General features: G+C 49.6%; 21 protein-coding genes. 10 read left to right on the top strand and 11 right to left on the bottom strand.

Features of this window, described 5'->3' with window-relative positions; all coding sequences use genetic code 11:
• The 6 genes from BUB13_RS17515 to BUB13_RS17540 all read left to right on the top strand — a co-directional run.
• A partial coding sequence (locus BUB13_RS17515) for a transposase (RefSeq protein ID WP_139249412.1) occupies positions 1 to 298 on the top strand: 298 nt, incomplete at its 5' end.
• Between the two features lie 72 nt (positions 299 to 370).
• Complete coding sequence (gene trhA, locus BUB13_RS17520) at positions 371 to 1,009, top strand: PAQR family membrane homeostasis protein TrhA (RefSeq protein ID WP_072910061.1); 639 nt, start codon at positions 371 to 373, stop codon at positions 1,007 to 1,009.
• A gap of 124 nt (positions 1,010 to 1,133) precedes the next feature.
• Positions 1,134 to 1,988 (top strand): transglutaminase family protein, encoded by an 855-nt coding sequence (locus BUB13_RS17525; protein ID WP_072910062.1) that lies wholly within the window; start codon positions 1,134 to 1,136, stop codon positions 1,986 to 1,988.
• A gap of 37 nt (positions 1,989 to 2,025) precedes the next feature.
• Positions 2,026 to 2,538, top strand: a complete 513-nt coding sequence (locus tag BUB13_RS17530; RefSeq protein WP_072910063.1) for a hypothetical protein — start codon at positions 2,026 to 2,028, stop codon at positions 2,536 to 2,538.
• Complete coding sequence (locus tag BUB13_RS17535) at positions 2,535 to 3,314, top strand: hypothetical protein (protein WP_072910064.1); 780 nt, start codon at positions 2,535 to 2,537, stop codon at positions 3,312 to 3,314. Before BUB13_RS17530 ends, BUB13_RS17535 begins: the two co-directional genes overlap by 4 nt.
• 201 nt (positions 3,315 to 3,515) lie before the next feature.
• Positions 3,516 to 3,935: a hypothetical protein gene (locus BUB13_RS17540; RefSeq protein WP_072910065.1), complete on the top strand. Its 420-nt coding sequence runs from the start codon at positions 3,516 to 3,518 to the stop codon at positions 3,933 to 3,935.
• Positions 3,936 to 4,111: 176 nt separating this feature from the next.
• On the opposite strand, the gene BUB13_RS17545 is transcribed toward BUB13_RS17540, so the two are convergent.
• The 11 genes from BUB13_RS17545 to lepA all read right to left on the bottom strand — a co-directional run bounded on the left by BUB13_RS17545 (position 4,112) and on the right by lepA (position 18,113).
• Positions 4,112 to 5,074, bottom strand: a complete 963-nt coding sequence (locus BUB13_RS17545; RefSeq protein WP_072910066.1) for an NADPH:quinone reductase — start codon at positions 5,072 to 5,074, stop codon at positions 4,112 to 4,114.
• A 45-nt stretch (positions 5,075 to 5,119) separates the two neighbouring features.
• Complete coding sequence (gene recG / locus BUB13_RS17550) at positions 5,120 to 7,270, bottom strand: ATP-dependent DNA helicase RecG (protein ID WP_072910067.1); 2,151 nt, start codon at positions 7,268 to 7,270, stop codon at positions 5,120 to 5,122.
• Between the two features lie 9 nt (positions 7,271 to 7,279).
• Positions 7,280 to 7,480, bottom strand: a complete 201-nt coding sequence (locus tag BUB13_RS17555; RefSeq protein WP_072910068.1) for a DUF1858 domain-containing protein — start codon at positions 7,478 to 7,480, stop codon at positions 7,280 to 7,282.
• Between the two features lie 138 nt (positions 7,481 to 7,618).
• Positions 7,619 to 8,095 carry a transcription elongation factor GreA gene (gene greA / locus BUB13_RS17560; protein WP_072910069.1) on the bottom strand — a complete coding sequence of 159 codons (477 nt, stop codon included), beginning with the start codon at positions 8,093 to 8,095 and terminating at the stop codon, positions 7,619 to 7,621.
• Between the two features lie 77 nt (positions 8,096 to 8,172).
• Positions 8,173 to 11,430: a carbamoyl-phosphate synthase large subunit gene (gene carB, locus BUB13_RS17565; protein WP_072910070.1), complete on the bottom strand. Its 3,258-nt coding sequence runs from the start codon at positions 11,428 to 11,430 to the stop codon at positions 8,173 to 8,175.
• Between the two features lie 30 nt (positions 11,431 to 11,460).
• A complete protein-coding gene (gene carA, locus BUB13_RS17570) occupies positions 11,461 to 12,585 on the bottom strand; it encodes a glutamine-hydrolyzing carbamoyl-phosphate synthase small subunit (protein WP_072910071.1) in 1,125 nt (374 codons plus the stop codon).
• A gap of 62 nt (positions 12,586 to 12,647) precedes the next feature.
• A complete protein-coding gene (locus BUB13_RS17575) occupies positions 12,648 to 13,922 on the bottom strand; it encodes a dihydroorotase (RefSeq protein WP_072910072.1) in 1,275 nt (424 codons plus the stop codon).
• A 12-nt stretch (positions 13,923 to 13,934) separates the two neighbouring features.
• Entirely contained in the window at positions 13,935 to 14,867 is a 933-nt protein-coding gene (locus tag BUB13_RS17580; RefSeq protein ID WP_072910073.1) for an aspartate carbamoyltransferase catalytic subunit, read from the bottom strand.
• Positions 14,868 to 14,882: 15 nt separating this feature from the next.
• The gene (gene pyrR, locus BUB13_RS17585) at positions 14,883 to 15,419 is read right to left on the bottom strand and encodes a bifunctional pyr operon transcriptional regulator/uracil phosphoribosyltransferase PyrR (RefSeq protein WP_072910074.1); all 537 of its coding nucleotides are present in this window, start codon (positions 15,417 to 15,419) and stop codon (positions 14,883 to 14,885) included.
• Positions 15,420 to 15,634: 215 nt separating this feature from the next.
• Positions 15,635 to 16,309, bottom strand: coding sequence for a signal peptidase I (lepB, locus tag BUB13_RS17590; RefSeq protein ID WP_139249427.1), 675 nt, complete (start codon positions 16,307 to 16,309; stop codon positions 15,635 to 15,637).
• A 4-nt stretch (positions 16,310 to 16,313) separates the two neighbouring features.
• Positions 16,314 to 18,113: a translation elongation factor 4 gene (lepA, locus tag BUB13_RS17595; RefSeq protein ID WP_072910076.1), complete on the bottom strand. Its 1,800-nt coding sequence runs from the start codon at positions 18,111 to 18,113 to the stop codon at positions 16,314 to 16,316.
• Positions 18,114 to 18,376: 263 nt separating this feature from the next.
• Between lepA and BUB13_RS19095 the strand changes: the two genes are divergently transcribed.
• The 4 genes from BUB13_RS19095 (at position 18,377) to BUB13_RS17610 (ending at position 21,151) form a co-directional block, all read left to right on the top strand.
• Complete coding sequence (locus BUB13_RS19095; protein WP_167366819.1) at positions 18,377 to 18,532, top strand: hypothetical protein; 156 nt, start codon at positions 18,377 to 18,379, stop codon at positions 18,530 to 18,532.
• A 60-nt stretch (positions 18,533 to 18,592) separates the two neighbouring features.
• The gene (locus BUB13_RS17600) at positions 18,593 to 19,396 is read left to right on the top strand and encodes a transporter substrate-binding domain-containing protein (protein WP_072910077.1); all 804 of its coding nucleotides are present in this window, start codon (positions 18,593 to 18,595) and stop codon (positions 19,394 to 19,396) included.
• Positions 19,397 to 19,461: 65 nt separating this feature from the next.
• Positions 19,462 to 20,424 carry an amino acid ABC transporter permease gene (locus tag BUB13_RS17605; RefSeq protein WP_072910088.1) on the top strand — a complete coding sequence of 321 codons (963 nt, stop codon included), beginning with the start codon at positions 19,462 to 19,464 and terminating at the stop codon, positions 20,422 to 20,424.
• Positions 20,417 to 21,151, top strand: coding sequence for an amino acid ABC transporter ATP-binding protein (locus tag BUB13_RS17610; protein WP_072910078.1), 735 nt, complete (start codon positions 20,417 to 20,419; stop codon positions 21,149 to 21,151). The genes BUB13_RS17605 and BUB13_RS17610 overlap by 8 nt, the downstream gene beginning before the upstream one ends.
• Positions 21,152 to 21,266 lie beyond the last annotated feature (115 nt).

A 21,266-nucleotide genomic window follows, 5' to 3' on the forward strand; every position in this document is an offset into this window, starting at 1 on the left:
CGGCTTGCAGGCTGAAGGCTATTCTCACAAAGCCATCATTCAGAGCAAGACCGCCGAAAAAGAAAGCGTGCTGCCGGGCGTCCACTTGGTAACGTCACTAGCAAAGCGGGTTATGCTCGGCACCTTCCAGGGGCGCTTTGACCCGCAGTATTTGCAGCGCTACCTGGATGAATATGTCTTTCGCTTCAATCGCCGTAGCTGCAGAGCAGTTGGTAAGCGATTTTGGCGAATCATGCAACAAGCCGCTCAATCAGCGCCAGTTCCTTTGAAGAATCTGGTTCTGGAACCTGCTACTTGAGCGAGGTGGATAACCAGAAAATTAAAAACATAGTTCAAGAGACGAGCTTAGGCAGAAAATGGACAATATGCCATGGATCAGCGCTATTACAAAGCGACCCATATCGCCAATATAATTACTCCCGCCATTGGATTTGCCCTGAGTATCCCCGGTCTGGTTGCCTTAATTGTTCAGGCTGCCCTTAACGGAGAGGGCCTGCATGTTGTAACCTTCAGCATCTATGGATGCAGCCTGGTCATCTCCTACGCGGTGTTTTCGTTGTATCACGTTTTCAAATACGATGCGCGCCTTGGAAAGCTGTTTAAAATCCTCGACCACGCGACAATTTATCTCCTCATCGCCGGAACCTACACACCCTTTGCGCTGGGTTTACTGCGCGGGAACTGGGGGTGGACCTTGTTTGCCACGGTGTGGGGAGTGGCGGTTCTGGGAATTGTTTTTAAAGTGTTCTTTATTTATCGGTTCAAAATACTGGGACCGCTGACCTACCTGGTGATGGGTTGGTTGCTCGTCCTGGTCATCAAGCCAGCGGTTACTTTGATTCCGGTTCCCGGCTTGCTGCTGTTGCTGGCGGGCGGGCTGTTTTACAGCTTCGGATTGATTTTTTATGCCTGGAAGCGGCTGCGCTTTCATCACGCGATCTGGCACCTCTTTGTCCTTGCGGGAAGCACCTGCCACTATTTTGCCGTCTATTACCATGCCATTTCATGATGGGCGGCGTTTGTGGTCCTGCATCCTTGCACATATACTGAAAAAAGAGGAAATGTCTTATCGAGATTCTCCTCTGTCCCCCGCAAGGCTTTGTCCACAATCGCTTTGCCGAACTGGATAACCTATGCAGCGATACCGAATTCTTCATCGCACCTATTATAATTTTTCCGCCTCGGTCCAGCTTAACCCGCATTCGCTGCGGTTGCGGCCCCGGGAAGGGCATGAGCTGCGTATCGAATTCTCGTCTCTAAAAATCAACCCCACAGCGTCCCTGCGGTGGCATCGGGACGCAGAAGATAATTCCGTGGCGATTGCGACCTTTTCCGAACCGGCCAACCAACTCTCCATCGAAAGCAATGTTGTCATCCAACAGTTCAATCAGACCCCACTCGATTTCCTGCTGGCCGATTACGCGACAGACTTTCCGTTCGCCTATACCCCGGAGGACCGGCCTCTGCTGACCCCCTACATGGCCCCCGCAGACAACAGCATCAATGGGCCATTGTCTGAATGGGTCACCAAGCTCTGCCCGGCCGGTGAGCAGATTCAAACCTACGCCATATTGCAGCGTCTGTGCAGCCAGATTCAGCAAGAGATGACTTATCAAATCCGTGAAGAACCGGGCGTGCAAACGGCCATGGAGACTCTTTCTTGCCGGACCGGCTCCTGTCGGGATTTTGCCAATCTGTTTATGGCAGCAGCCCGCATACTGGGGCTTGCCGCACGCTTTGTCAGCGGCTACCTGCATGCTCCACCGTCAACGACCAATTATGGTGCGACCCATGCCTGGGCGGAAGTCTATCTCCCAGGCGCAGGCTGGAAAGGCTTTGATCCGACCGTTGGTCAGATTGTTGGGCGTGAGCATTTTGCCATGGCTGTTGCAAGGCTTCCTGAATCAATCCCGCCAATCGCCGGATCCTTCTATGGCCCCCCAGGAGCAAATCTCGATGTGGGGGTTTGGGTCACCAGATTGTCGTAGTGAAGGGGCATGATTTGAAGGTTGGACTTGATCGATCTTGGGCCATTTTCGCGGATATTGTGAGTTTCACAACGAATCCCCCTGGAAAATTCAGGGGCATTTCCATTTCCAAATCTTAGAAAAGATGCAAATTGTAGGGAGATTTCTATCCAGAAAGTTCGAATTTAAAGGGCTCCGAAGCATTGAAGATGTCGCCAGTTGCTTGTATGCGTATGATGAATCAGCATGTTATCCAGAAAACAGTGAATGGACCTATACGAGGTATTTTGCTGTAGATGCATTTGATAACGGATGGAGGCTTTACAAACAAGCACCTACAATCTGGAAATCATTTTCATATTTACGTTCCCTTGAGCAGCTACCTACTAAGAATGAAATTCCAATGGAATACTTTGCTAGAACCGTCGATTTCCTGCTGACTGAAAAGCTGCAAACTATCAATGATTTCGAGGGGTTTAGTCTCAAGGATATCAATGAAGCCATTATTGAATCTGGGTATATCGAAGGTTCACGTTACCTGGATAGGCCGAATGAAGAGAAGAATAAATGAAAAAAGGATTGGTCGCCCTAGCAAGAGAAAAACGAACTTTCTGTATTAACCCTACTTTATACCTCCCAACGGAGTCTATTTGGAGCGCATTAAACAAAGGGATGTTGTTGAATCAATGTAGATTGCGTGTATATCTTGAACCCTTGGCAAACGTTTCATACCCAACATTAGTTCTCAAATATTCAAAATATGATCTGTATCGTCAGGATGCTCTCAATATTGAAAGGTTTTCACAACTAACCGGACTAAATCCCGAAAAATATATTAATTCAAAACTAGTAGGCTTAATGAAGGATCAAGGGGTAGGTTCTGAGATTTTAAGGTTTTGCCCAAAATGTACAACTTTTGGATTTCACAGCAATCTTCACCAGATAAAAACAATAGGGGAGTGTCCATTCCACAAGGAAAAAATTATAAACAAGTGCATGTCATGTGGAAAAAATATTGAATATACTTTTGCAGACTTATCTAAAAGGCAGCCATATTTTTGTTCTTACTGCAACTCTCCTTTATCCGTAAAGGTTAAATCAAGAGATCTAGCAATTCAAAAAAAGGATATTTCTATTATATTCTCACAACATGAAGAGCATTATGCTAAATTATTCAAATCAACTTTGAATTGTTTTAATTACCAAAATTGGAAAATAAAGACATTAAAAAATAAAAGCGTTTCAATAAAGGAGAAAATAATATTTAAGTCGTGGAGATCTCTTGATAAAGAGTCAAAAAGTGAAATTTCCAACATTGATTACTACACACAAAACAACCATAACTGAACATATTCCTTAAAAAAGAAAAATATATACAATTCTATAAAACGTTACATCTTAAAAAAATATATCAATAAACATAAACCATGTTATTTCAAGATCCTTCATAGCTCAGTTCATAATATACCATCTCTTGGATATCAACCTAACTTAAACACGACTTGTTTATTTTCTTCAGCGTTTATCCTTTGGAGACAATACTGGGAAATGGGTGAATCTGTAAAAGATCTGCTTAGGCATAATTCAGTTCGAAAGCATTATTTATTTTATAAAGACAGTGGTTTTTTTGAATATGCGAAATCTTGGGAAGAGGCTAGAGTTTTTTGTCTTGAGGTGTATTGGACTTTCCTAGAATCTTTATTGATTGTCAAAGAATTGAACAAGCAAAACAAGATGAGATTCGTTCCCGATCTAATTGATAAAAAGTATGTACCAAATTGGCTATCAATGACACGCCCAAAGAATAAAGGTACCTTGCTGCGTACCTGGGCAGGAGATCTTTCCTTATTGGGTAGAATTAAGGAATGGGCAAACTCTGACTGCACGCAACTTGATAAATCACTAAAAGATGCTGAAGTGGAAAGGGTTAAGCATATAATTTTGATGATACCAAAATTAGAGCCATAAATTGCTAATGAATGTTTTTGTTTGGTAGGTACTTTTACTTCCAAAATGAAGGTACTTTTACTTCCTTGTGCGCTCACAAACGAACGCTAGATTCGGGGCAACAAAACTAACGTCGCATAATGTATATTATGTAAACTAAAGTTTGGTTTGATTGTTTCAGCGATATCAGCTCTGTTCTAAGGCAAAAGTAATATCTTCCCCTTTGCTCCAGGCTGCATTACCCTCTCATGGCTCTCTGCTGCTTTAGATAATGGAAGTTCAGTACTGATGACAGGGTTAAGTGTTCCACTTGCCAATCCTGCATGAATCGCCGAGTGCATGCTCGCCAGTTGTTTATGTGTTGCGTTGACTATTGCCATTCCCATGATTGACGCATTTTTTCCCATGGTTGCTCTGGGATTGATTTCTATAGTTCCGCGGTTTCCGATGACAACAACTCTTCCGAACTTGGCTAGAGCGTCGAGATCTTTCTGTAGATTGATATTGGCGAGCATTTCGAGTACGACATTGACTCCTTGGCCACACGTGAGGCCTTCTATGGCATCAAGATAGCCTTCAACTCTATGGTCAAGAGCCGCAATAGCTCCTTGTTGTTTGATCAACTCCAGCCCTTCATCACTGCCTGCCGTTCCAATCGCTCTTATGCCGTTAGCTTTAGCCAACTGCAAAGCAGCCAGCCCTACAGAGCCACTGGCGCCATGAATCAAAACGGTTTCGCCCGGCATCGTGTGGGCCCGATAAAACAGGCCGAAATACGCAGTCGAATACGGAACACCAACCGCAGCTCCTGATGTAAAATCAACATTATCTGGCAACGCAAAGACATGGGCTTGGTCACAAACAGTTTGCTCAGCATAGCTTCCACTGACACTATCGCAGCAGTAAACTCTGTCTCCGACTTTGTGATGTTTAACATCAGGACCAACTGCCGCTATGATTCCAGCGGCGTCTTTTCCAGGAGTGTAAGGCAAATTCGGCAATGCGGGATAAACGCCTGCCCGGATATAAGTATCGACCGGGTTTACTCCTATAGCTTTAACCTCGATCAGAATTTGTGATCCTGCAGGTTGCTGAGACTGGATATCCTCTAGTTGCATGGTTTGAGGATCACCGAAACTATGAACGCGAATGGCTTTCATACTGCCCTCCATGTTGACTTTTTTAGTGTGATTTTCATCAGTCTATCAGCCGATGGCTGCTAATTCCAGTCTGCCACCCCAGCGACGAATTAATTCCTGCCGCACAGGTTGCGAATCAGGGGTCTTAAGTTGATTTGTTTTTTCAATATATTCAAAGGCTTCCTTGCGGGCGGATTCCAGTAGACGGGCGTCACGCAGCAGATTTGCGACACGAAAATCGGGCAACCCCGCCTGCCGCGTGCCGAGAAAGTCACCCGGGCCCCTAATTTCCAGATCGGCCTCGGCAATGCGAAAACCGTCTTCAGTGTCGACCATCACTTGCAAGCGCTTTCCCGCGTCTTCACTGTAATGATCGGATGGAATAAGCAGGCAATAACTTTTGTCTGCTCCACGGCCAACTCTGCCACGCAGTTGATGCAATTGTGAGAGGCCGAATCGATCAGCGTGCTCTACCATCATCACTGTTGCGTTCGGCACATCTACACCAACTTCGATAACTGTTGTAGATACAAGGAGTTGAACTTCACCTTTGCGGAATCGTTCCATGACGGTATCTTTTTCCGCTGACTTCATCCGGCCATGTAAAACTCCGATATTGAATTGTGGAAAGATGTCATTTTTCAGGTGTTCAGCAGCATCGATGGCTGCTTTCAAGTCACTTTTTTCTGATTCTTCAACCAGCGGGTAAACGATATAAGCCTGCCGGCCCGCCGCAATCTCTTTTCCAATCAACTGGTAAGCTTTGGTCCGTTGCTGGCCTACGTATTTACGCGTTGTTATAGGTTTACGCCCAGGAGGGAGTTGATCGATAACCGAAACGGATAGATCCCCGTACAAGGTCATCGATAGCGTACGCGGTATGGGGGTTGCCGTCATGACCAGCATGTCCGGATTCTGGCCTTTATGTTTCAACAAGCTGCGTTGTTTGACGCCAAAGCGATGCTGTTCATCAATGATTCCGAGACCAAGTTTGTGAAATTCAACACCTTCCTGCAGCACAGCGTGCGTGCCAACAATAAGATCAACCTCTCCAGTTGCAATCATTTCCAACACGTCACGCTTGGCCGAGGCCGACATGCTTCCCTGCAAAAGCGCTGCTTTCAGGCCCAGTTCACGTAACCAGTTGTCAAAGGTTCTGAAGTGCTGCTCGGCAAGAATCTCTGTTGGTGCAACAACAGCAACCTGTGTCTTGTTTTCGATAGCGATCAGTGCCGACATCAGTGCCACCATGGTTTTCCCGCTGCCGACATCCCCTTGTAACAATCGGTGCATCGGTTGTTTAGAGCACATATCCTGCTTGATTTCACCCAATACCCGGCGCTGTGCATCTGTCAGCTTGAACGGCAAAATTTTACTCAGAGGAAGCGTATAGCGATGTTCCAGACGAAACTGAATTCCCTCTTCCAGTTGAACACCAGCACGTTTAAGGGCAAGACCCAGTTCAAGAAAGAAGAATTCGTCGAAAACCAGAGAGTTGCGCGCACTGTCCGTCCCCTGCCCCAACGCCTGTAGATCGGTTTGATTATCAGGCCAGTGTGATTGTAACAACGCCGTAGCCAGCGGCATCAGGTGAAGGCGTTGTAAGACCTCCTGTGGCATACGGCTTTCGACATAAACAGCATTATCCATCACAAGCGGGTACCAAATTTTTCTGGCCTGTTTCTGGCTAAGCCCTTCAGTCAGCGGATAAACAGGTAAAATTCTGCCGAAATTCAACGGGTCTTTTTGCAGCACCTGCATGGGATCAGCACCGTCCGGCAGCAATTCAACATCAGGATGATGCACTTCGCGGGTTGCGCCGAAATGTTTCACTTCACCGATCAACACAACCTGCCGACCGATCGGTAGCAGTTTCTGCAGCCATGGTTTACGGTAACGAAACCATTTCAGGGCAATCTGGCCACTGTCATCTTCGACAATGACATCATAAATTTTCTTTCGATTGCGAGATGTTATCGACTCTCCGGCGGAGAGAACCCGACCACGGAAAACTTCCTGTCCCCCGGGCCTTAAATGACTGATCGGTTTGAGTTGGCGGCGGTCTTCGTAACGTAATGGGAGATGATATAAGGCGTCTTCGACCGTTTTCAGGCCGAGCTTTTCAAGCTTCGGCAGCATCTTCGGGCCGACGCCTTTGATGCTGCCGATCGTTTTTTCTAATGCTGGGTGAGGTTGCGAATCAGGGGTTTGGGGCATCTGCCCGACTCAGTCAAAAATGGCGTTCAGTGCTTTGACGATTTCGTCAGCATCCAGCCCGTGCGCCTTTGCACCCTGGGCGATCGATTCGTTCATTGCACCCATGCAACCAACACAGCCAAGATTGAATTGACCAAGGATTTTAGCAACTTGAGGGTCCATCTGCAGGACTTGGTGGAAGGTCATGTCTTTGGTGATTTTTTGACTCATTTATTTGCTCCGCTCATCATATTGAAATGTTCGTAATTGAATTTTCAAATTCTCACAAATGGATAGCAAAAAATCAAGAAAAACGGGGCACTGTAATAAAACAGTGCCCCGTAAGATCGTTTTTATTGTCGAATGCAATTAACTGTATTCGATATCTGTCACTTCGTAAACACGAACACCGGACGGAACAACGATACGGACTTCCTCATCAACCATGTGGCCGATCAGTGCTTTTCCAACAGGCGATGTGATTGAAATCTTTCCGACTTTGATGTCGGCTTCGTCCTCACCGACGATTTGGTAAGTGACTTCATTCTCAGTATCAATATCAAACAGGGTAACTTTGGCGCCGAAAACAATCTTTTCACTATCGATCTCGGCCGGGTTGATCACCTGCGCACGAGCAATTTTATCTCCCAGTTCCTGAATGCGTCCTTCAACGAAACCCTGACGGTCTTTCGCTGCGTCGTACTCGGCATTTTCCGAAAGATCGCCATGACTGCGCGCTTCGGCAATATCCTGAACAACTTTGGGGCGCTCGACCCGGATCAGTGTTTTCAGTTCTTCCTGAAGACGCTGATACCCCTCCTGGGTCATTGGAACAGTGTCACTCATTTTTTGTCGCTCCTGCAAAAAAACAGCGGGCGGGAAAACCCGCCCACTGATATGGTTAATCTTTTCAAACGTTATAGTTACGAGGGTGAATAATACTCTTGCAGCGGGCAGACGTCAAGATTTTCTCGCTGCATTGCCAAAATGCCGTCAGTTACGGCTTTAATGCCGGCAACAGTGGTAAAATATGCGATCTCCTGCATCAGCGCAGAACGACGGATAGAGAAAGAATCAGCTACCGACTGCGCCCCCAGAGTCGTATTGAAGACCATACAAATTTCTCGGCTCTTGATTGCATCGACACAATGCGGACGACCCTCTTTGACCTTGTTGACATGCTCGGTGATGACACCATGTTCATTCAGGTATTTTGCTGTGCCTGCCGTCGCCATAATCTTGAATCCAGCGTTGGCAAGTTTTAGCACCGGTTCAACGATATGTTCTTTGTCGGAGTCTTTCACGCTGATAAAAATCTTCCCGCTGGTCGGCAGTTTGACGCCGGCACCAAGCTGGGCTTTGGCAAAAGCCTTACCAAAGTCCATATCGATGCCCATGACTTCACCCGTCGATTTCATTTCCGGACCAAGCAAGGTGTCAACTCCGGGAAACTTGACGAATGGGAAAACCGCTTCTTTTACCGAGACATGTTCTGGAATGATATCACCGGCAACGCCCTGTTCAGCCAGTGATTGCCCTGCCATGACTTTAGCGGCGATCTGTGCCAACTGGCGGCCGGTGGCTTTGGAGACAAAAGGAACCGTCCGACTGGCACGCGGGTTGACCTCGATCAGGTAAATCGTTCCACCTTTGACCGCAAACTGAATGTTCATCAAACCAACAACCTTCAATTCCAGCGCCAAAGCTATGGTTTGACGACGAATCTCAGCGATAATCTCATCCGGCAGAGAATATGGTGGCAAAGCGCAGGCTGAATCACCTGAGTGAATACCCGCTTCCTCGATGTGCTGCATGATGCCGCCGATCACGACCTCGGTTCCATCAGCCAGCGCATCGACATCGATCTCGATGGCATCCTGCAGGAATTTGTCGATCAGAATCGGATGTTCAGGGGATGCCTGCACGGCAAACTTCATGTAACGACGCAGCTGTTCGATATCGTAAACGATTTCCATCGCCCGGCCACCAAGCACGTAGGACGGACGGACAACCACCGGGTACCCGATGCGGCCGGCAATCTTTTCCGCCTCGTCGAAAGAACGGGCAATGCCGTTTTCCGGCTGCTTCAGGTTCAGTTTGTGTAGTAGCGCCTGGAAACGCTCGCGGTCTTCAGCGCGATCGATAGCGTCCGGAGAAGTACCGATAATCGGCACACCGGCTTTTTCCAGCTCAACCGCTAATTTCAGCGGGGTCTGGCCACCGTACTGAACAATGACACCTTCCGGTTTCTCGGTTGCCACGATCTCCAGTACATCTTCCAAAGTCAGCGGCTCGAAATAGAGACGATCAGAAGTGTCATAGTCGGTCGAAACCGTTTCCGGGTTGCAGTTAACCATGATGGTTTCGAAGCCTGCATCAGTCAAAGCGAAAACGCCGTGGACACAGCAATAATCGAATTCGATACCTTGGCCGATCCGGTTCGGACCACCGCCCAGGATCATAATCTTCCGCTTGTCAGTCGGCTCCGCTTCGCATTCAGTTTCATAAGTCGAGTAAAGATACGGGGTAAAAGCCTCGAATTCGGCGCCACAGGTATCAACCCGCTTATAAACCGGGCGAACCTCGTATTTCTGGCGGAGTTCGCGGACATCTTTTTCCGTGACTTCCCAAAGGAAAGCGAGTCGCTTATCGGAGAAACCGTACTGCTTGGCATTACGCAGCAGATCGACAAATTGCTGATCTCCTGCAGCCATCAGTTTTTTCTGCGTGACCAGTAAAGATTCCATCTCAATGATCTGTTCGATGTTGCGCAGGAACCAGGGGTCGATGCCGGTCAACTGATAGATTTCATCGATACTGAAGCCGGCACGGATCGCATCGCCAAGATGCCACATACGGTCGCAGTTCGGTACCCGCAGGTTGGTGCGTAACTCATCCAGCTCACCCTGAGTCAGGGTCCGGCGGTAGTCGCCCGGCTTCTCAAACAGTCTACTCTCGAACCCGTGGGAACCGATTTCCATCGAACGCAGAGCTTTTTGCAGGCTCTCTTTGAAGGTCCGGCCAATCGACATCGCCTCGCCCACCGATTTCATCTGGGTCGTCAGGTGCGCTTCCGCCTGTGGGAACTTCTCGAAGGTAAAACGTGGCACCTTGGTGACCACGTAATCGATGGTCGGCTCAAAAGAGGCCAGGGTTTCACGGGTAATATCGTTCGGAATTTCATCGAGACGATAGCCGACTGAGAGTTTGGCAGCAATCTTGGCAATCGGGAAGCCAGTGGCTTTCGATGCCAGCGCCGAAGAGCGGGATACGCGCGGGTTCATCTCGATAACAACCAGGCGACCGTCTTTCGGATTAACACCGAACTGGATATTCGAGCCACCGGTATCGACGCCAATCTCACGAATGATCTTCAGCGAAGCGTCTCGCAGGATCTGGTATTCCTTGTCGGTCAATGTCTGCGCTGGCGCAACGGTGATCGAATCGCCAGTATGCACGCCCATGGCATCGAAGTTTTCGATCGAACAGATGATAACGACATTGTCAGCCATGTCGCGCATGACTTCCAGTTCGTATTCTTTCCAACCGATGACCGATTCTTCAACCAGAACCTCGTTAGTCGGCGAAGCCTCGATGCCAGCGATCGCCATCCGCTCATACTCTTCCAGGTTGTAAGCGATGCCGCCACCAGTACCACCCAGAGTGAAGGATGGGCGAATGATTGCCGGGAAGCCGACGTGGTCAATCACTTCCATCGCTTCCTTATAGCTATGAGCCAGTCCGGAGCGTGGAACCGCAACGCCGATCTTTTCCATCGCCTGCTTGAACAGGGTACGATCTTCCGCTTTCTTGATCGGCCCAAGTCTGGCACCGATCAACTCGACTCCGTGCTTTTCAAGGATCCCGGCTTCGGCAACGGCAACGGCGGTATTCAGGGCTGTCTGACCACCAAGCGTCGGCAACAATGCATCCGGTTTTTCCTTCTCTATAATCCGCGACAAAACAACCGGATTGACCGGTTCGACATAGGTGCGATCAGCAAAATCAGGATCGGTCATGATCGTCGCCGGATTGGAGTTCAGCAGGACAACTTCGTAGCCCTCTTCCTTGAGAGCCTTGCAAGCCTGAGTTCCCGAGTAATCGAATTCGCAGGCCTGGCCGATGATGATTGGGCCGGCTCCAATGATCAGAATCTTTTTGATGTCTGTACGCTTAGGCATGGGTGTTCCTTATATTTGAAACTTAAAAAACTAATTCTTGTGATTCGCCATCAATTCGATGAAGCGGGCAAACAGGTATTGAGCGTCATGCGGTCCCGGAGAGGCTTCCGGGTGATACTGAACCGAGAACGCCGGGTATTCTGTGTGTCGAACACCCTCGACAGTATTGTCATTCAGGTTGATGTGAGTCACTTCAACATGGTCACCCAAGGAATCGCTATCCACGGCAAAACCGTGGTTCTGCGAAGTAATCTCAACCTGTTGCCGCTGATAGTCAAGTACCGGTTGGTTGCCGCCGCGGTGACCGAATTTCAGCTTGTATGTTTTTCCGCCGAATGCAATCGACATCAACTGATGACCGAGGCAGATGCCAAACAGAGGAACTTTGCCGAGCAACTTGGCAATGTTCTCCTGCGCGTATTTGATCGGTTCCGGGTCGCCAGGACCGTTGCTGAGAAAGACGCCATCAGGGTTCATCACCAGCACATCTTCGGCACTGGTGGACGCCGGGACAACGGTCACATCACAGCCAGCCGACACCAGGTTGCGCAGGATGTTGCGTTTAATCCCGAAATCGTAAGCAACGACTTTATAGTTTCTCTCTTTACCTGTGGCGTCAGCGTAGCCTTCGCCCAGAGTCCAGACCCCTTCGGAGGTTTCGTAAGCTGAGTCGCAGGTCACTTTCTTCACCAGGTCACGGCCAACCAGACCTGGTGCCTGCTTGGCTTTTTCGATCAAACTCTGCGGGTCAGTATCGACCGAGGAAATGATACCAACCTGCGCCCCTTTGGTGCGGATGTGACGCACCAACGCGCGCGTATCAATTCCTTCGATCCCGACCACGTTATTCTCTTTCAGGTAAGCATCGAGACTCATCTCCGAACGGAAATTGCTCGGAAACGGACAGGACTCTTTGACGATGAAACCTGAAAGAAATGGTTTGCAGGACTCGACATCTTCTTTATTGATACCGTAATTGCCGATCTGCGGGTAAGTCATGGTGACAATTTCACCGCAGTAAGACGGATCGGTCAGAATTTCCTGATAACCGGTCATGCTGGTATTGAACACCACTTCTCCGGAAACTTCACCGATCGCGCCGAAGGCTTTACCTTCGAAAACCTTGCCGTCGGCCAGGGCCAGAATTGCTTTCATTGAAACCTCGTATTTCCTTTAAACTACTTTAAATAATGTTTGAAACTATCTGAAATATATAACTAGTCACGGCTAAAAACAACTTCACCCGCACGCAGGGTTTTTACTGCACAGCCCTTCAACGTCTGGCCGATGAAGTAAGAGTTTTTGCTCTTCGAATGCAGACCCTCTTCAGTGACTTCCCACTCTTTGTTCGGGTTGATGATAGCGACATCGGCAACCGCGCCAACCGCCAATGTGCCTCGATCGATTTTCAGCAATTTTGCCGGGCTGCAGGTCATCAGTTCGATCGCCCGCGACAGGTTGATCACTTTTTCCGCGACCAACTTCAGCGTCAACGGCAGCAGAGTCTCCAGACCAACAATGCCATTGGCCGCCAATGCAAATTCGACATTCTTATCATCAATGTGATGCGGTGCGTGGTCCGTGGCAATGGCATCAGCAGTACCGTCTGCCAGCGCCGTCCGGACGGCATCAACATCTTCCTGCGTACGCAGCGGCGGGTTCATCTTGGCGTTAGTGTTGTAGCCGCGAACCGCGTCTTCGGTCAAGCTGAAGTGGTGAGGGGTCACTTCGCAGGTCACTTTGACGCCACGCGCCTTCGCTTGCCGGATCAACTCAAGACTGCCCTTGGTTGAAACATGGCAGACATGCAGGTGTCCGCCAGTCAACTCGGCGATCATGATATCGCGCGAAGTCATCGAATCTTCAGCACAGTTCGGGATCCCCTTAAGGCCCAATTCAGTGGCAACAGCGCCTTCGTTCATCGAACCACCGGCAACCAGCGAGATATCTTCAGCGTGTACGATGATCGGCGCATCGAAGGTGCTGGCATACTCCATTGCCCGGCGCATCATTTCGCCGTCATTGACCGGCAGACCATCATCGGAAAAACCGACACAACCGCCTTCGAGCAGTTCCCCCATTTCGGAGAGAATCTCCCCTTTCTGGCCCTTCGAGATCGCAGCGATCGGAAATACGTTCGCACTTCCTTCGAATTTCGCTTTGTTCATGATGAACTGTACCACCGGCAGGTTGTCGATCACCGGGTTGGTATTCGGCATACAACAAAGAGATGTCACGCCGCCAGCGGCTGCCGCAGCCGTGCCGGAGATAATGTCTTCTTTGTATTCAAGTCCCGGCTCGCGCATGTGGGTGTGGATGTCGATCAAGCCAGGTGTGACAATATTCCCTGCGGCGTTGATCACCTCGGCGTCACCAGCATCGATATTCGCAGCGACCTCGGCAATCTTACCGTCAACGATGAGGATATCGAGTTTCTCGTCGATATTGTTTGCCGGATCAACAACTCTTCCTGATTTTATAAGCATCTTCATAGTAGTCACCTCTTAATCTTGCAACTTTTCGCCGCCACAGGCCAAGTACAACAAGGCCATCCGCACCGCAACACCGTTCTCAACCTGGTCAAGAATGACGTTCTGCGGGCCATCGGCAATCGAGGTCGGCAATTCAACACCACGGTTGATCGGTCCCGGGTGCATGACGATGGCGTCTTCCTTGGCCAGTTTCATCCGTGCGTGGGTCAAGCCGAAGAACTTACTGTACTCGCGAACCGACGGGATCAGCGGCGCGCCCTGGCGCTCACGCTGAATGCGCAGCATCATGACAACATCAGAGCCCTTAATGGCATCGTCGATGTTTTTGTAGGCTTCGCAGCCAAGCCTTTCAATGCCGGGAGGCAGCATGGTACCCGGGCCGGCGACGCGAACCTTGGCGCCCAGTTTGGTCAGACAGTAGATATTGGAACGAACCACCCGGCTGTGGGTGATGTCACCGATGATAGCGACTGTCAGACCTTCAATTTTTCCCTTGGCTTCGCGAATCGTGTAGGCGTCGAGCAGTGCTTGACTGGGGTGCTCGTGCATGCCGTCACCAGCGTTGATAATGGCGCAGTCAAGCCGCTTCGCCAGGTACTCACAAGCACCGGAAGCGTTATGACGCATAACGATGGCGTCCGGATTCATCGCTTCAATATTCTTCGCTGTGTCTTCAAGGGTTTCGCCTTTGACCACTGAGGAGCCGGAAGCGCTGATATTGATGGTGTCGGCGGAAAGACGCTTGCCGGCGATCTCGAAAGATGTCCGGGTGCGGGTGCTGGCTTCGAAGAACAGGTTGATGATGGTCTTGCCACGCAGAGTCGGAACCTTTTTGATATCGCGCCGGTTGATCTCTTTGAAGCTGATGGAAGTGTCGAGAATAAAAGTCAACTCTTCCGGTGTCAGGTCCTTGATACCGATGATGTGCTTGTGATTGAACGTCATTGAACGCCTCCCGTTTTATGCTCGGATCAAATGAACGGCTTGTGCTTCATTTTGATCATCAAAATCGACTTCGATCTGCTCATTGCGCGCCGTCGGCAGGTTGCGCCCGATGTAATCAGGGCGGATCGGCAATTCGCGGTGGCCGCGGTCAATCAGAATCGCCAACTGGATATTGGTCGGGCGGCCGAGGTCCATCAGCGCGTCCATCGCTGCGCGAATCGTGCGGCCGGTAAAAAGCACGTCATCGACCAGAATGACTTTTTGACCGCTGGGGGAAAACCGGATATCGGTCTGGCCAACGGAGAGGTCACTGCGCGAACCGAAATCATCACGGTACATGGTGACATCGATATTGCCGAGAGGAACCACCTGCCCTTCAATCTCGGAAATTTTCTTCTGCAGTTGGGTCGCCAGATAAGCGCCGCCGGTGCGGATACCGACAATGACCAGGTCTTTGATCCCTTTATTTTTTTCCAGGACTTCATGAGCGATGCGGGTGATCGCACGGGTGATACCGTCAAGGTCGAGAATTTCAATTTTTTCAGCAGCCATGGCCCTCCCCTTTTCTGTGGTTTACGCACAAAAAAAGTACCTGTGCGCTCGAGGCATACAGGTACTTCTGGATATATTTCGAATTTTTTGGTGCCACGTTTTCGCTTCCTTGTTGATCTCTCGGATCAATTTAAAGGTTGCAGTTCAGTGCTAAATTTCGCCGACTTTAACAACCGGCAGAGCGCAAAGTCAACAGCTAAATTTTAAAGAATTTGTTAATTGATCGTGCGTCCAATCCTGTTCCAACGAACCTTCTCCAGCAGGTCGGCCTTTGCATCCCAAGACCAGTATTTTATAAATGCCAAGCCCTTGATCTTCGACTTGTGAACAAAGCCCCAGAAACGACTATCGAAAGAATAGTCGCGATTGTCGCCCATAACGAAGTAGCTATCTTGAGGAACCTTGATCGGTCCGGCAAAGTCACGCGGCCCGGCAACTTCAGGGACAACCTGAGCGTCTTTGTGGACCTGCTGAGGAATGCTGTATGGCTTACCGTTAACGTAAACTTTTTTTGCTTTGATTTCGATCAGGTCACCAGGCGTGCCTATGACCCGCTTGATAAAATCACGACGCTGGAAAAAGGACTTGCCTTCGTCATCCGGAAACTCGAAAACAATAACGTCGCCACGTTCCGGGTCACGGATTTTCAGATAGGTCTGGTCGGTAAAAGGGATCTGGGTGCCGTAGATAAACTTGTTGACCAGCAGATGATCACCGATCAGCAAGGTATCGAGCATCGAGCCGGACGGAATCTTGAAAGCCTGGAACAAAAAGGTGCGAATAATCAGTGCCAGGACGACGGCGACAATCAGTGCCTCGGACCATTCGCGATACCAAGGCTTTTTCACTTCCTCGACGAACGTTTTCTTTTTCTTGGTGAAAAGTCCCATGAAATTACTCTTTGACTTTGAGGATAGCCAGAAAAGCATCCTGCGGCAGTTCAACGCTGCCGACCTGTTTCATCCGCTTCTTACCGGCCTTCTGTTTTTCCAGCAGTTTACGCTTACGGGTAATGTCGCCACCGTAACATTTGGCGGTAACATCTTTGCGCAGCGCTTTAACGGTTGAACGGGCAATAACCTTGTTGCCGATCGCCGCCTGAATCGCGACTTCGTACTGCTGGCGTGGAATAAACTCTTTCATCTTCGAAACCAGTTCGCGACCACGGAACTGGGCTTTATCCATATGCACAATCAATGACAACGCATCAACGACATCACCATTGATCAACACGTTTAATCGAACCAGTTTGCTCGGACGGAAATCGAGGTGTTCGTAATCGAGAGACGCATAGCCGCGAGTGATCGACTTGAGCCGGTCGAAGAAGTCGAGAACGATTTCGTTGAGCGGCAGTTCGTAGACTACCATAACACGGTTGGCGGTCAGGTATTTCAGTTCGCGCTGCACCCCACGTTTTTCAATACAGAGATTCAGCACCGCCCCGACAAACTCGTTCGGTACGTGGATCGACGCCAACACGAAAGGCTCTTCGATTTTCTCGATGAATTGAACCTCAGGCAACATGTTGGCGCTCTCAACCTGCAATAGTTCACCTTTAGTTGTGGTGACTTTATAGACAACCGTCGGCGCCGTGGTGATGAGTTCTACATTGAATTCGCGTTCCAGTCGTTCCTGAATGATCTCCATATGCAGCAGACCAAGGAAGCCACAGCGAAAACCGAAACCGAGTGCCAGCGAATTCTCAGGTTCGAATGAAAACGCGGCATCGTTCAGTCGCAATTTTTCCAGCGCATCGCGAAGCGCGTCATATTCGCCGGAGTCGATCGGGTAAAGTCCGGAGAAAACCATCGGTTTGACTTCCTGGAAACCGGGAAGCGGCTTTTCCGCAGGAGCGTGCTGATGAGTGATGGTATCACCAACCTTGGCATCCTCGACAACCTTGATGCCAGCGATGACAAAACCAACCTCACCGGCGGCCAGTTTCGGCAGTTCAGTCGGGTGAGGGCTGAAAGCCCCGACCTTTTGCACTTCGTAGGTCCCTCCGGTCGCCATCAGCTTGATCTTATCGCCTTTTTTGACGCTGCCTTCGACAACCCGGGTAAGAATAATGACACCCTGGTAAGAGTCGTACCAGGAATCGAAGATCATCGCCTGCAGCGGGGCATCGACATCACCACCAGGAGCAGGCACCCTGTTGACCACGGCCTCGAGGATATCGCTGATACCGATACCTTCCTTGGCGCTGGCCAGAACGGCATCGCTGGTGTCGATGCCAATGATTTCTTCAACTTCTTCTCTGACCCGTTCAGGTTCGGCGCTCGGCAGGTCGATCTTGTTCAACACCGGGAAGACTTCCAAATCCTGATCGATCGCCATGTAGACGTTGGCCAGAGTTTGTGCCTCGACCCCCTGTGCAGCATCAACGACCAGCAGGGCTCCTTCGCAGGCCGACAGGGACCTGCTGACTTCATAAGTAAAGTCGACATGCCCGGGCGTGTCGATCAGGTTAAGGATATAATCCAGCCCGTCTTTGGCCTTGTAGTTCAACCGAACGGCCTGGGACTTGATGGTGATACCCCGCTCCCGTTCAAGTTCCATCTTGTCAAGGTACTGGTCCGATTTCTCACGGTCAGAGAGAGCGCCGGTTGCTTCGAGCAGACGATCAGCCAGAGTCGACTTGCCATGATCGATGTGAGCGATTATGGAAAAATTACGAATATTCTTTTGATTCATGCAGTTACAACTGTTTCGAAAAGTGTTTCCTGTTATTTAAAGAACCGCCAATACTAAACTTGTCGGGCAGTTTTTGTAAAGAGGAAAGCGCTCGTCAAAAACCAGCAGGCAAAGACTGTTATTTGCAAGCTGATTTCGCATTTATTTTGTTCTGCAACCGAGCAGAAACCGAGAATATTGCTAGACTCTTGTTCAGCCGTAATCGCTGTGGTATAAGCAGAATTTAGTGCTTTCAAATCTTTTTTCAATTGGAGTATTTCCGCATGGAACGTGGCAAACTAGAACCTGTTGAAGTCATCTGCCCGAAATGCCGCCACACCGAGATTGTTTACCTGCCGATTGAAGATCTGCCCAGATGCCCGAAATGCAATACCCAGATGTCGATCAATGAACTGCTGGATGAAGGAAAATCTTATTAAATCTACCCTGCCGTTGTTTATCGACGGCCCACATTCCTTATTTTTTGACGGAGGAAACAGATGAAAAAAATGAAGTTGATGATTGCCCTGCTGCTGGCTCTTTGCGTTGTCCTGCCGAGCGTCGCTATGGCTGACACTCTGGATGAAATTCTCGAGCGTGGCAGTCTTCGGGTTGGCATGGAACCCGGCTACATGCCGTTTGAAATGACCAACGCCAAGGGCGAAATCATCGGTTTTGATGTTGACATGATGAAGCGTGCCGCCAAGGCGATGGGCGTAAAACTGGAACTGGTCAGCACCGCTTGGGACGGCATCATCCCCGGCCTGCTCACCAAGAAGTACGATATCATTGCCAGTGGCATGACCCTGACCCAGGAGCGCAACCTCAAGGTCTCTTTTGCTGACCCGTACATCGTTATCGGCCAAAGTATCATGATCAAAAAATCACTTGCCGGCGAGATCAAGTCCTACAAAGACCTGAATAACCCGAAATACAAAGTCGCTTCCAAACTTGGCACCACTGGTGAGCAGGCAACTAAGCGCATGATCCCGAAATGCACCTACATTTCCTTCGAAACTGAGCAGGAAGGTGTTATGGACCTGGTCAACGGTAAAATTGACGCTTTCGTTTACGACCTGCCTTACATGGAACTCGCCTACAAGCAAAAGGGCGAAGGCAAACTTGTCCTGCTGAGCCAGCCTTTCACTTACGAGCCTCTGGCATGGGCAATTCGTCACGACAACCCGAACTTCCTGAACTGGCTTAACAATTTCATGGCCCAGGTCAAAAATGACGGAACTTACGACAAAATCTATGGTAAATGGATTCAGGATGATTCCTGGTTGAAGCAGGTACAGAACTAGTTTTATTTAACGATCGGCGGGGAGTGGCAGCAAACGCTCTCCGCCGATTTTAGTTTTTGGATGTTATTGTGAATAAAAATGTCACGAGCTGGTCATGGTCTTTGCTGACGCTGTTGATTCTGTTTGCGCTGGGAACTGGACTTTGGATAGCGACTAAAAAAATAGACTACACCTGGCGCTGGAACCGGGTGCCGCAATATTTTGTTTACTTAAACGAAGACGCAATTGTGGTCCCTGCAGATGCTCGGGTTGAGAAAGTCGATGTTGTCGGTGAGTCAGCAAACGTCACGGTGCTTACGGAATACGATGAAACTCTGACGTATAAAGTTGATGCCGACAACGTTTCCGTTTATCAAGACGAAACCCTGTTCGAGGGGGATACCATCGGCTATATTGCCGAATGGCGCGCCGGTCCATTACTGGTTGGTCTCTGGACAACCTTATGGCTTTCGGCTGCTGCAAGTGTCTTCGGTTTGATTATCGGTCTGGTCACCGGGCTCTGTCGTGTCTCCAGCAATACGACTCTGCGGCAATTGTCGGTTATTTATGTTGAGCTGATCCGTGGTACTCCGCTGCTGGTGCAGATTTTCATTTTTTACTTCTTCCTTGGCACCGTTCTCGACATCAGCCGTATCGTGGCCGGCATCAGCGCCCTGGCCATTTTTGCCGGCGCCTACGTCGCCGAGATTATTCGTGCAGGCATCCAGTCGATCCCGAAAGGGCAAATGGAAGCAGCTCGATCCCTTGGCATGAACGTGCCGCAGGCGATGATCCACATTATCCTGCCGCAAGCGTTTAAACGCACCCTGCCGCCGTTGGCCGGTCAATTCATCAGTCTGATCAAGGATTCATCGCTGGTGTCGGTTATCGCCATTACCGATTTGACCAAAAGTGGTCGCGAGGTCATCACCTCGACATTTGCCACATTCGAAATCTGGTTTATTGTCGCCCTGCTCTATCTGCTGCTGACCTTAAGTCTGTCACAGGTGATTGCCTGGGTTGAACGGAGGCTCGCAGTCAGTGATTAAAACTGTTGATCTGAAAAAAATATTTACTGGTCGTGGCACTGAAGTTCGTGCAGTGGATGGCGTAACCACCCATATCAAATCGGGTGAAGTCGTTGTTGTTATCGGCCCGTCCGGTTCTGGTAAATCGACCTATCTGCGCTGCCTGAACGGCTTGGAGACTTTAACTGACGGCCATATCATGATCGATGGCATCGATCTAGCCGACAAAAAAACCGACCTGAATAAAGTGCGGCGCGAAGTCGGCATGGTATTCCAGCAGTTCAACCTGTTCCCACACAAAACCGTGCTGGACAATATCATTCTGGCACAGCAGGTGGTCCGCAAGAGAAACCGTAAGGAAGCCGAAGACAAAGCCCGTCAGTTGTTGAAAAAAGTCGGCATTGCTGACAAAGAGAGTGTCTACCCTGGACATCTCTCCGGTGGCCAGCAGCAGCGTGTTGCCATCGCCCGTGCCTTGGCGATGGACCCGAAAATCATGCTGTTTGATGAGCCGACCAGCGCCCTTGATCCGGAGATGGTTGGCGAGGTCCTCGACGTTATGAAGCAGCTTGCCCGCGAGGGCATGACCATGGTCGTTGTCACCCATGAGATGGGTTTTGCCCGTGAAGTGGCGGACCGGGTTATTTTTATGGACCACGGCAAGCTGGTCGAAGAAGGAACGCCGGAGCACTTCTTTACCGAACCACGTGAAGAACGGGCGAAAGATTTTTTACGCCAGGTTCTGTAGATCCCGGATTTCAGATAAAAAACGAGACGGGGAGTCGGACACACGTTTGGCTCTCCGTTTTTTTGTGGATACAGTTTTACTCTTTTTTGGCTGCGTAATGTGTCTTGTGTTCCGT

Origin of the sequence: Malonomonas rubra DSM 5091, from assembly GCF_900142125.1 — a bacterium.
Classification (GTDB): domain Bacteria; phylum Desulfobacterota; class Desulfuromonadia; order Desulfuromonadales; family Geopsychrobacteraceae; genus Malonomonas; species Malonomonas rubra.

Bases quoted from the DNA above. Each gene is read 5' to 3' on its own strand.
- BUB13_RS17545 (WP_072910066.1), bottom strand. From the start codon at position 5,074: ATGAAAGCCATTCGCGTTCATAGTTTCGGTGATCCTCAAACCATGCAA.
- lepA (WP_072910076.1), bottom strand. From the start codon at position 18,113: ATGAATCAAAAGAATATTCGTAATTTTTCCATAATCGCTCACATCGAT.
- BUB13_RS17575 (WP_072910072.1), bottom strand. From the start codon at position 13,922: ATGAAGATGCTTATAAAATCAGGAAGAGTTGTTGATCCGGCAAACAAT.
- recG (WP_072910067.1), bottom strand. From the start codon at position 7,270: ATGCCCCAAACCCCTGATTCGCAACCTCACCCAGCATTAGAAAAAACG.
- BUB13_RS17535 (WP_072910064.1), top strand. From the start codon at position 2,535: ATGAAAAAAGGATTGGTCGCCCTAGCAAGAGAAAAACGAACTTTCTGT.
- pyrR (WP_072910074.1), bottom strand. From the start codon at position 15,419: ATGGCTGCTGAAAAAATTGAAATTCTCGACCTTGACGGTATCACCCGT.
- BUB13_RS19095 (WP_167366819.1), top strand. From the start codon at position 18,377: ATGGAACGTGGCAAACTAGAACCTGTTGAAGTCATCTGCCCGAAATGC.
- BUB13_RS17525 (WP_072910062.1), top strand. From the start codon at position 1,134: ATGCAGCGATACCGAATTCTTCATCGCACCTATTATAATTTTTCCGCC.
- lepB (WP_139249427.1), bottom strand. From the start codon at position 16,309: ATGGGACTTTTCACCAAGAAAAAGAAAACGTTCGTCGAGGAAGTGAAA.
- BUB13_RS17600 (WP_072910077.1), top strand. From the start codon at position 18,593: ATGAAAAAAATGAAGTTGATGATTGCCCTGCTGCTGGCTCTTTGCGTT.
- BUB13_RS17580 (WP_072910073.1), bottom strand. From the start codon at position 14,867: ATGACGTTCAATCACAAGCACATCATCGGTATCAAGGACCTGACACCG.
- trhA (WP_072910061.1), top strand. From the start codon at position 371: ATGGATCAGCGCTATTACAAAGCGACCCATATCGCCAATATAATTACT.
- BUB13_RS17540 (WP_072910065.1), top strand. From the start codon at position 3,516: ATGGGTGAATCTGTAAAAGATCTGCTTAGGCATAATTCAGTTCGAAAG.
- greA (WP_072910069.1), bottom strand. From the start codon at position 8,095: ATGAGTGACACTGTTCCAATGACCCAGGAGGGGTATCAGCGTCTTCAG.
- carB (WP_072910070.1), bottom strand. From the start codon at position 11,430: ATGCCTAAGCGTACAGACATCAAAAAGATTCTGATCATTGGAGCCGGC.
- BUB13_RS17555 (WP_072910068.1), bottom strand. From the start codon at position 7,480: ATGAGTCAAAAAATCACCAAAGACATGACCTTCCACCAAGTCCTGCAG.
- carA (WP_072910071.1), bottom strand. From the start codon at position 12,585: ATGAAAGCAATTCTGGCCCTGGCCGACGGCAAGGTTTTCGAAGGTAAA.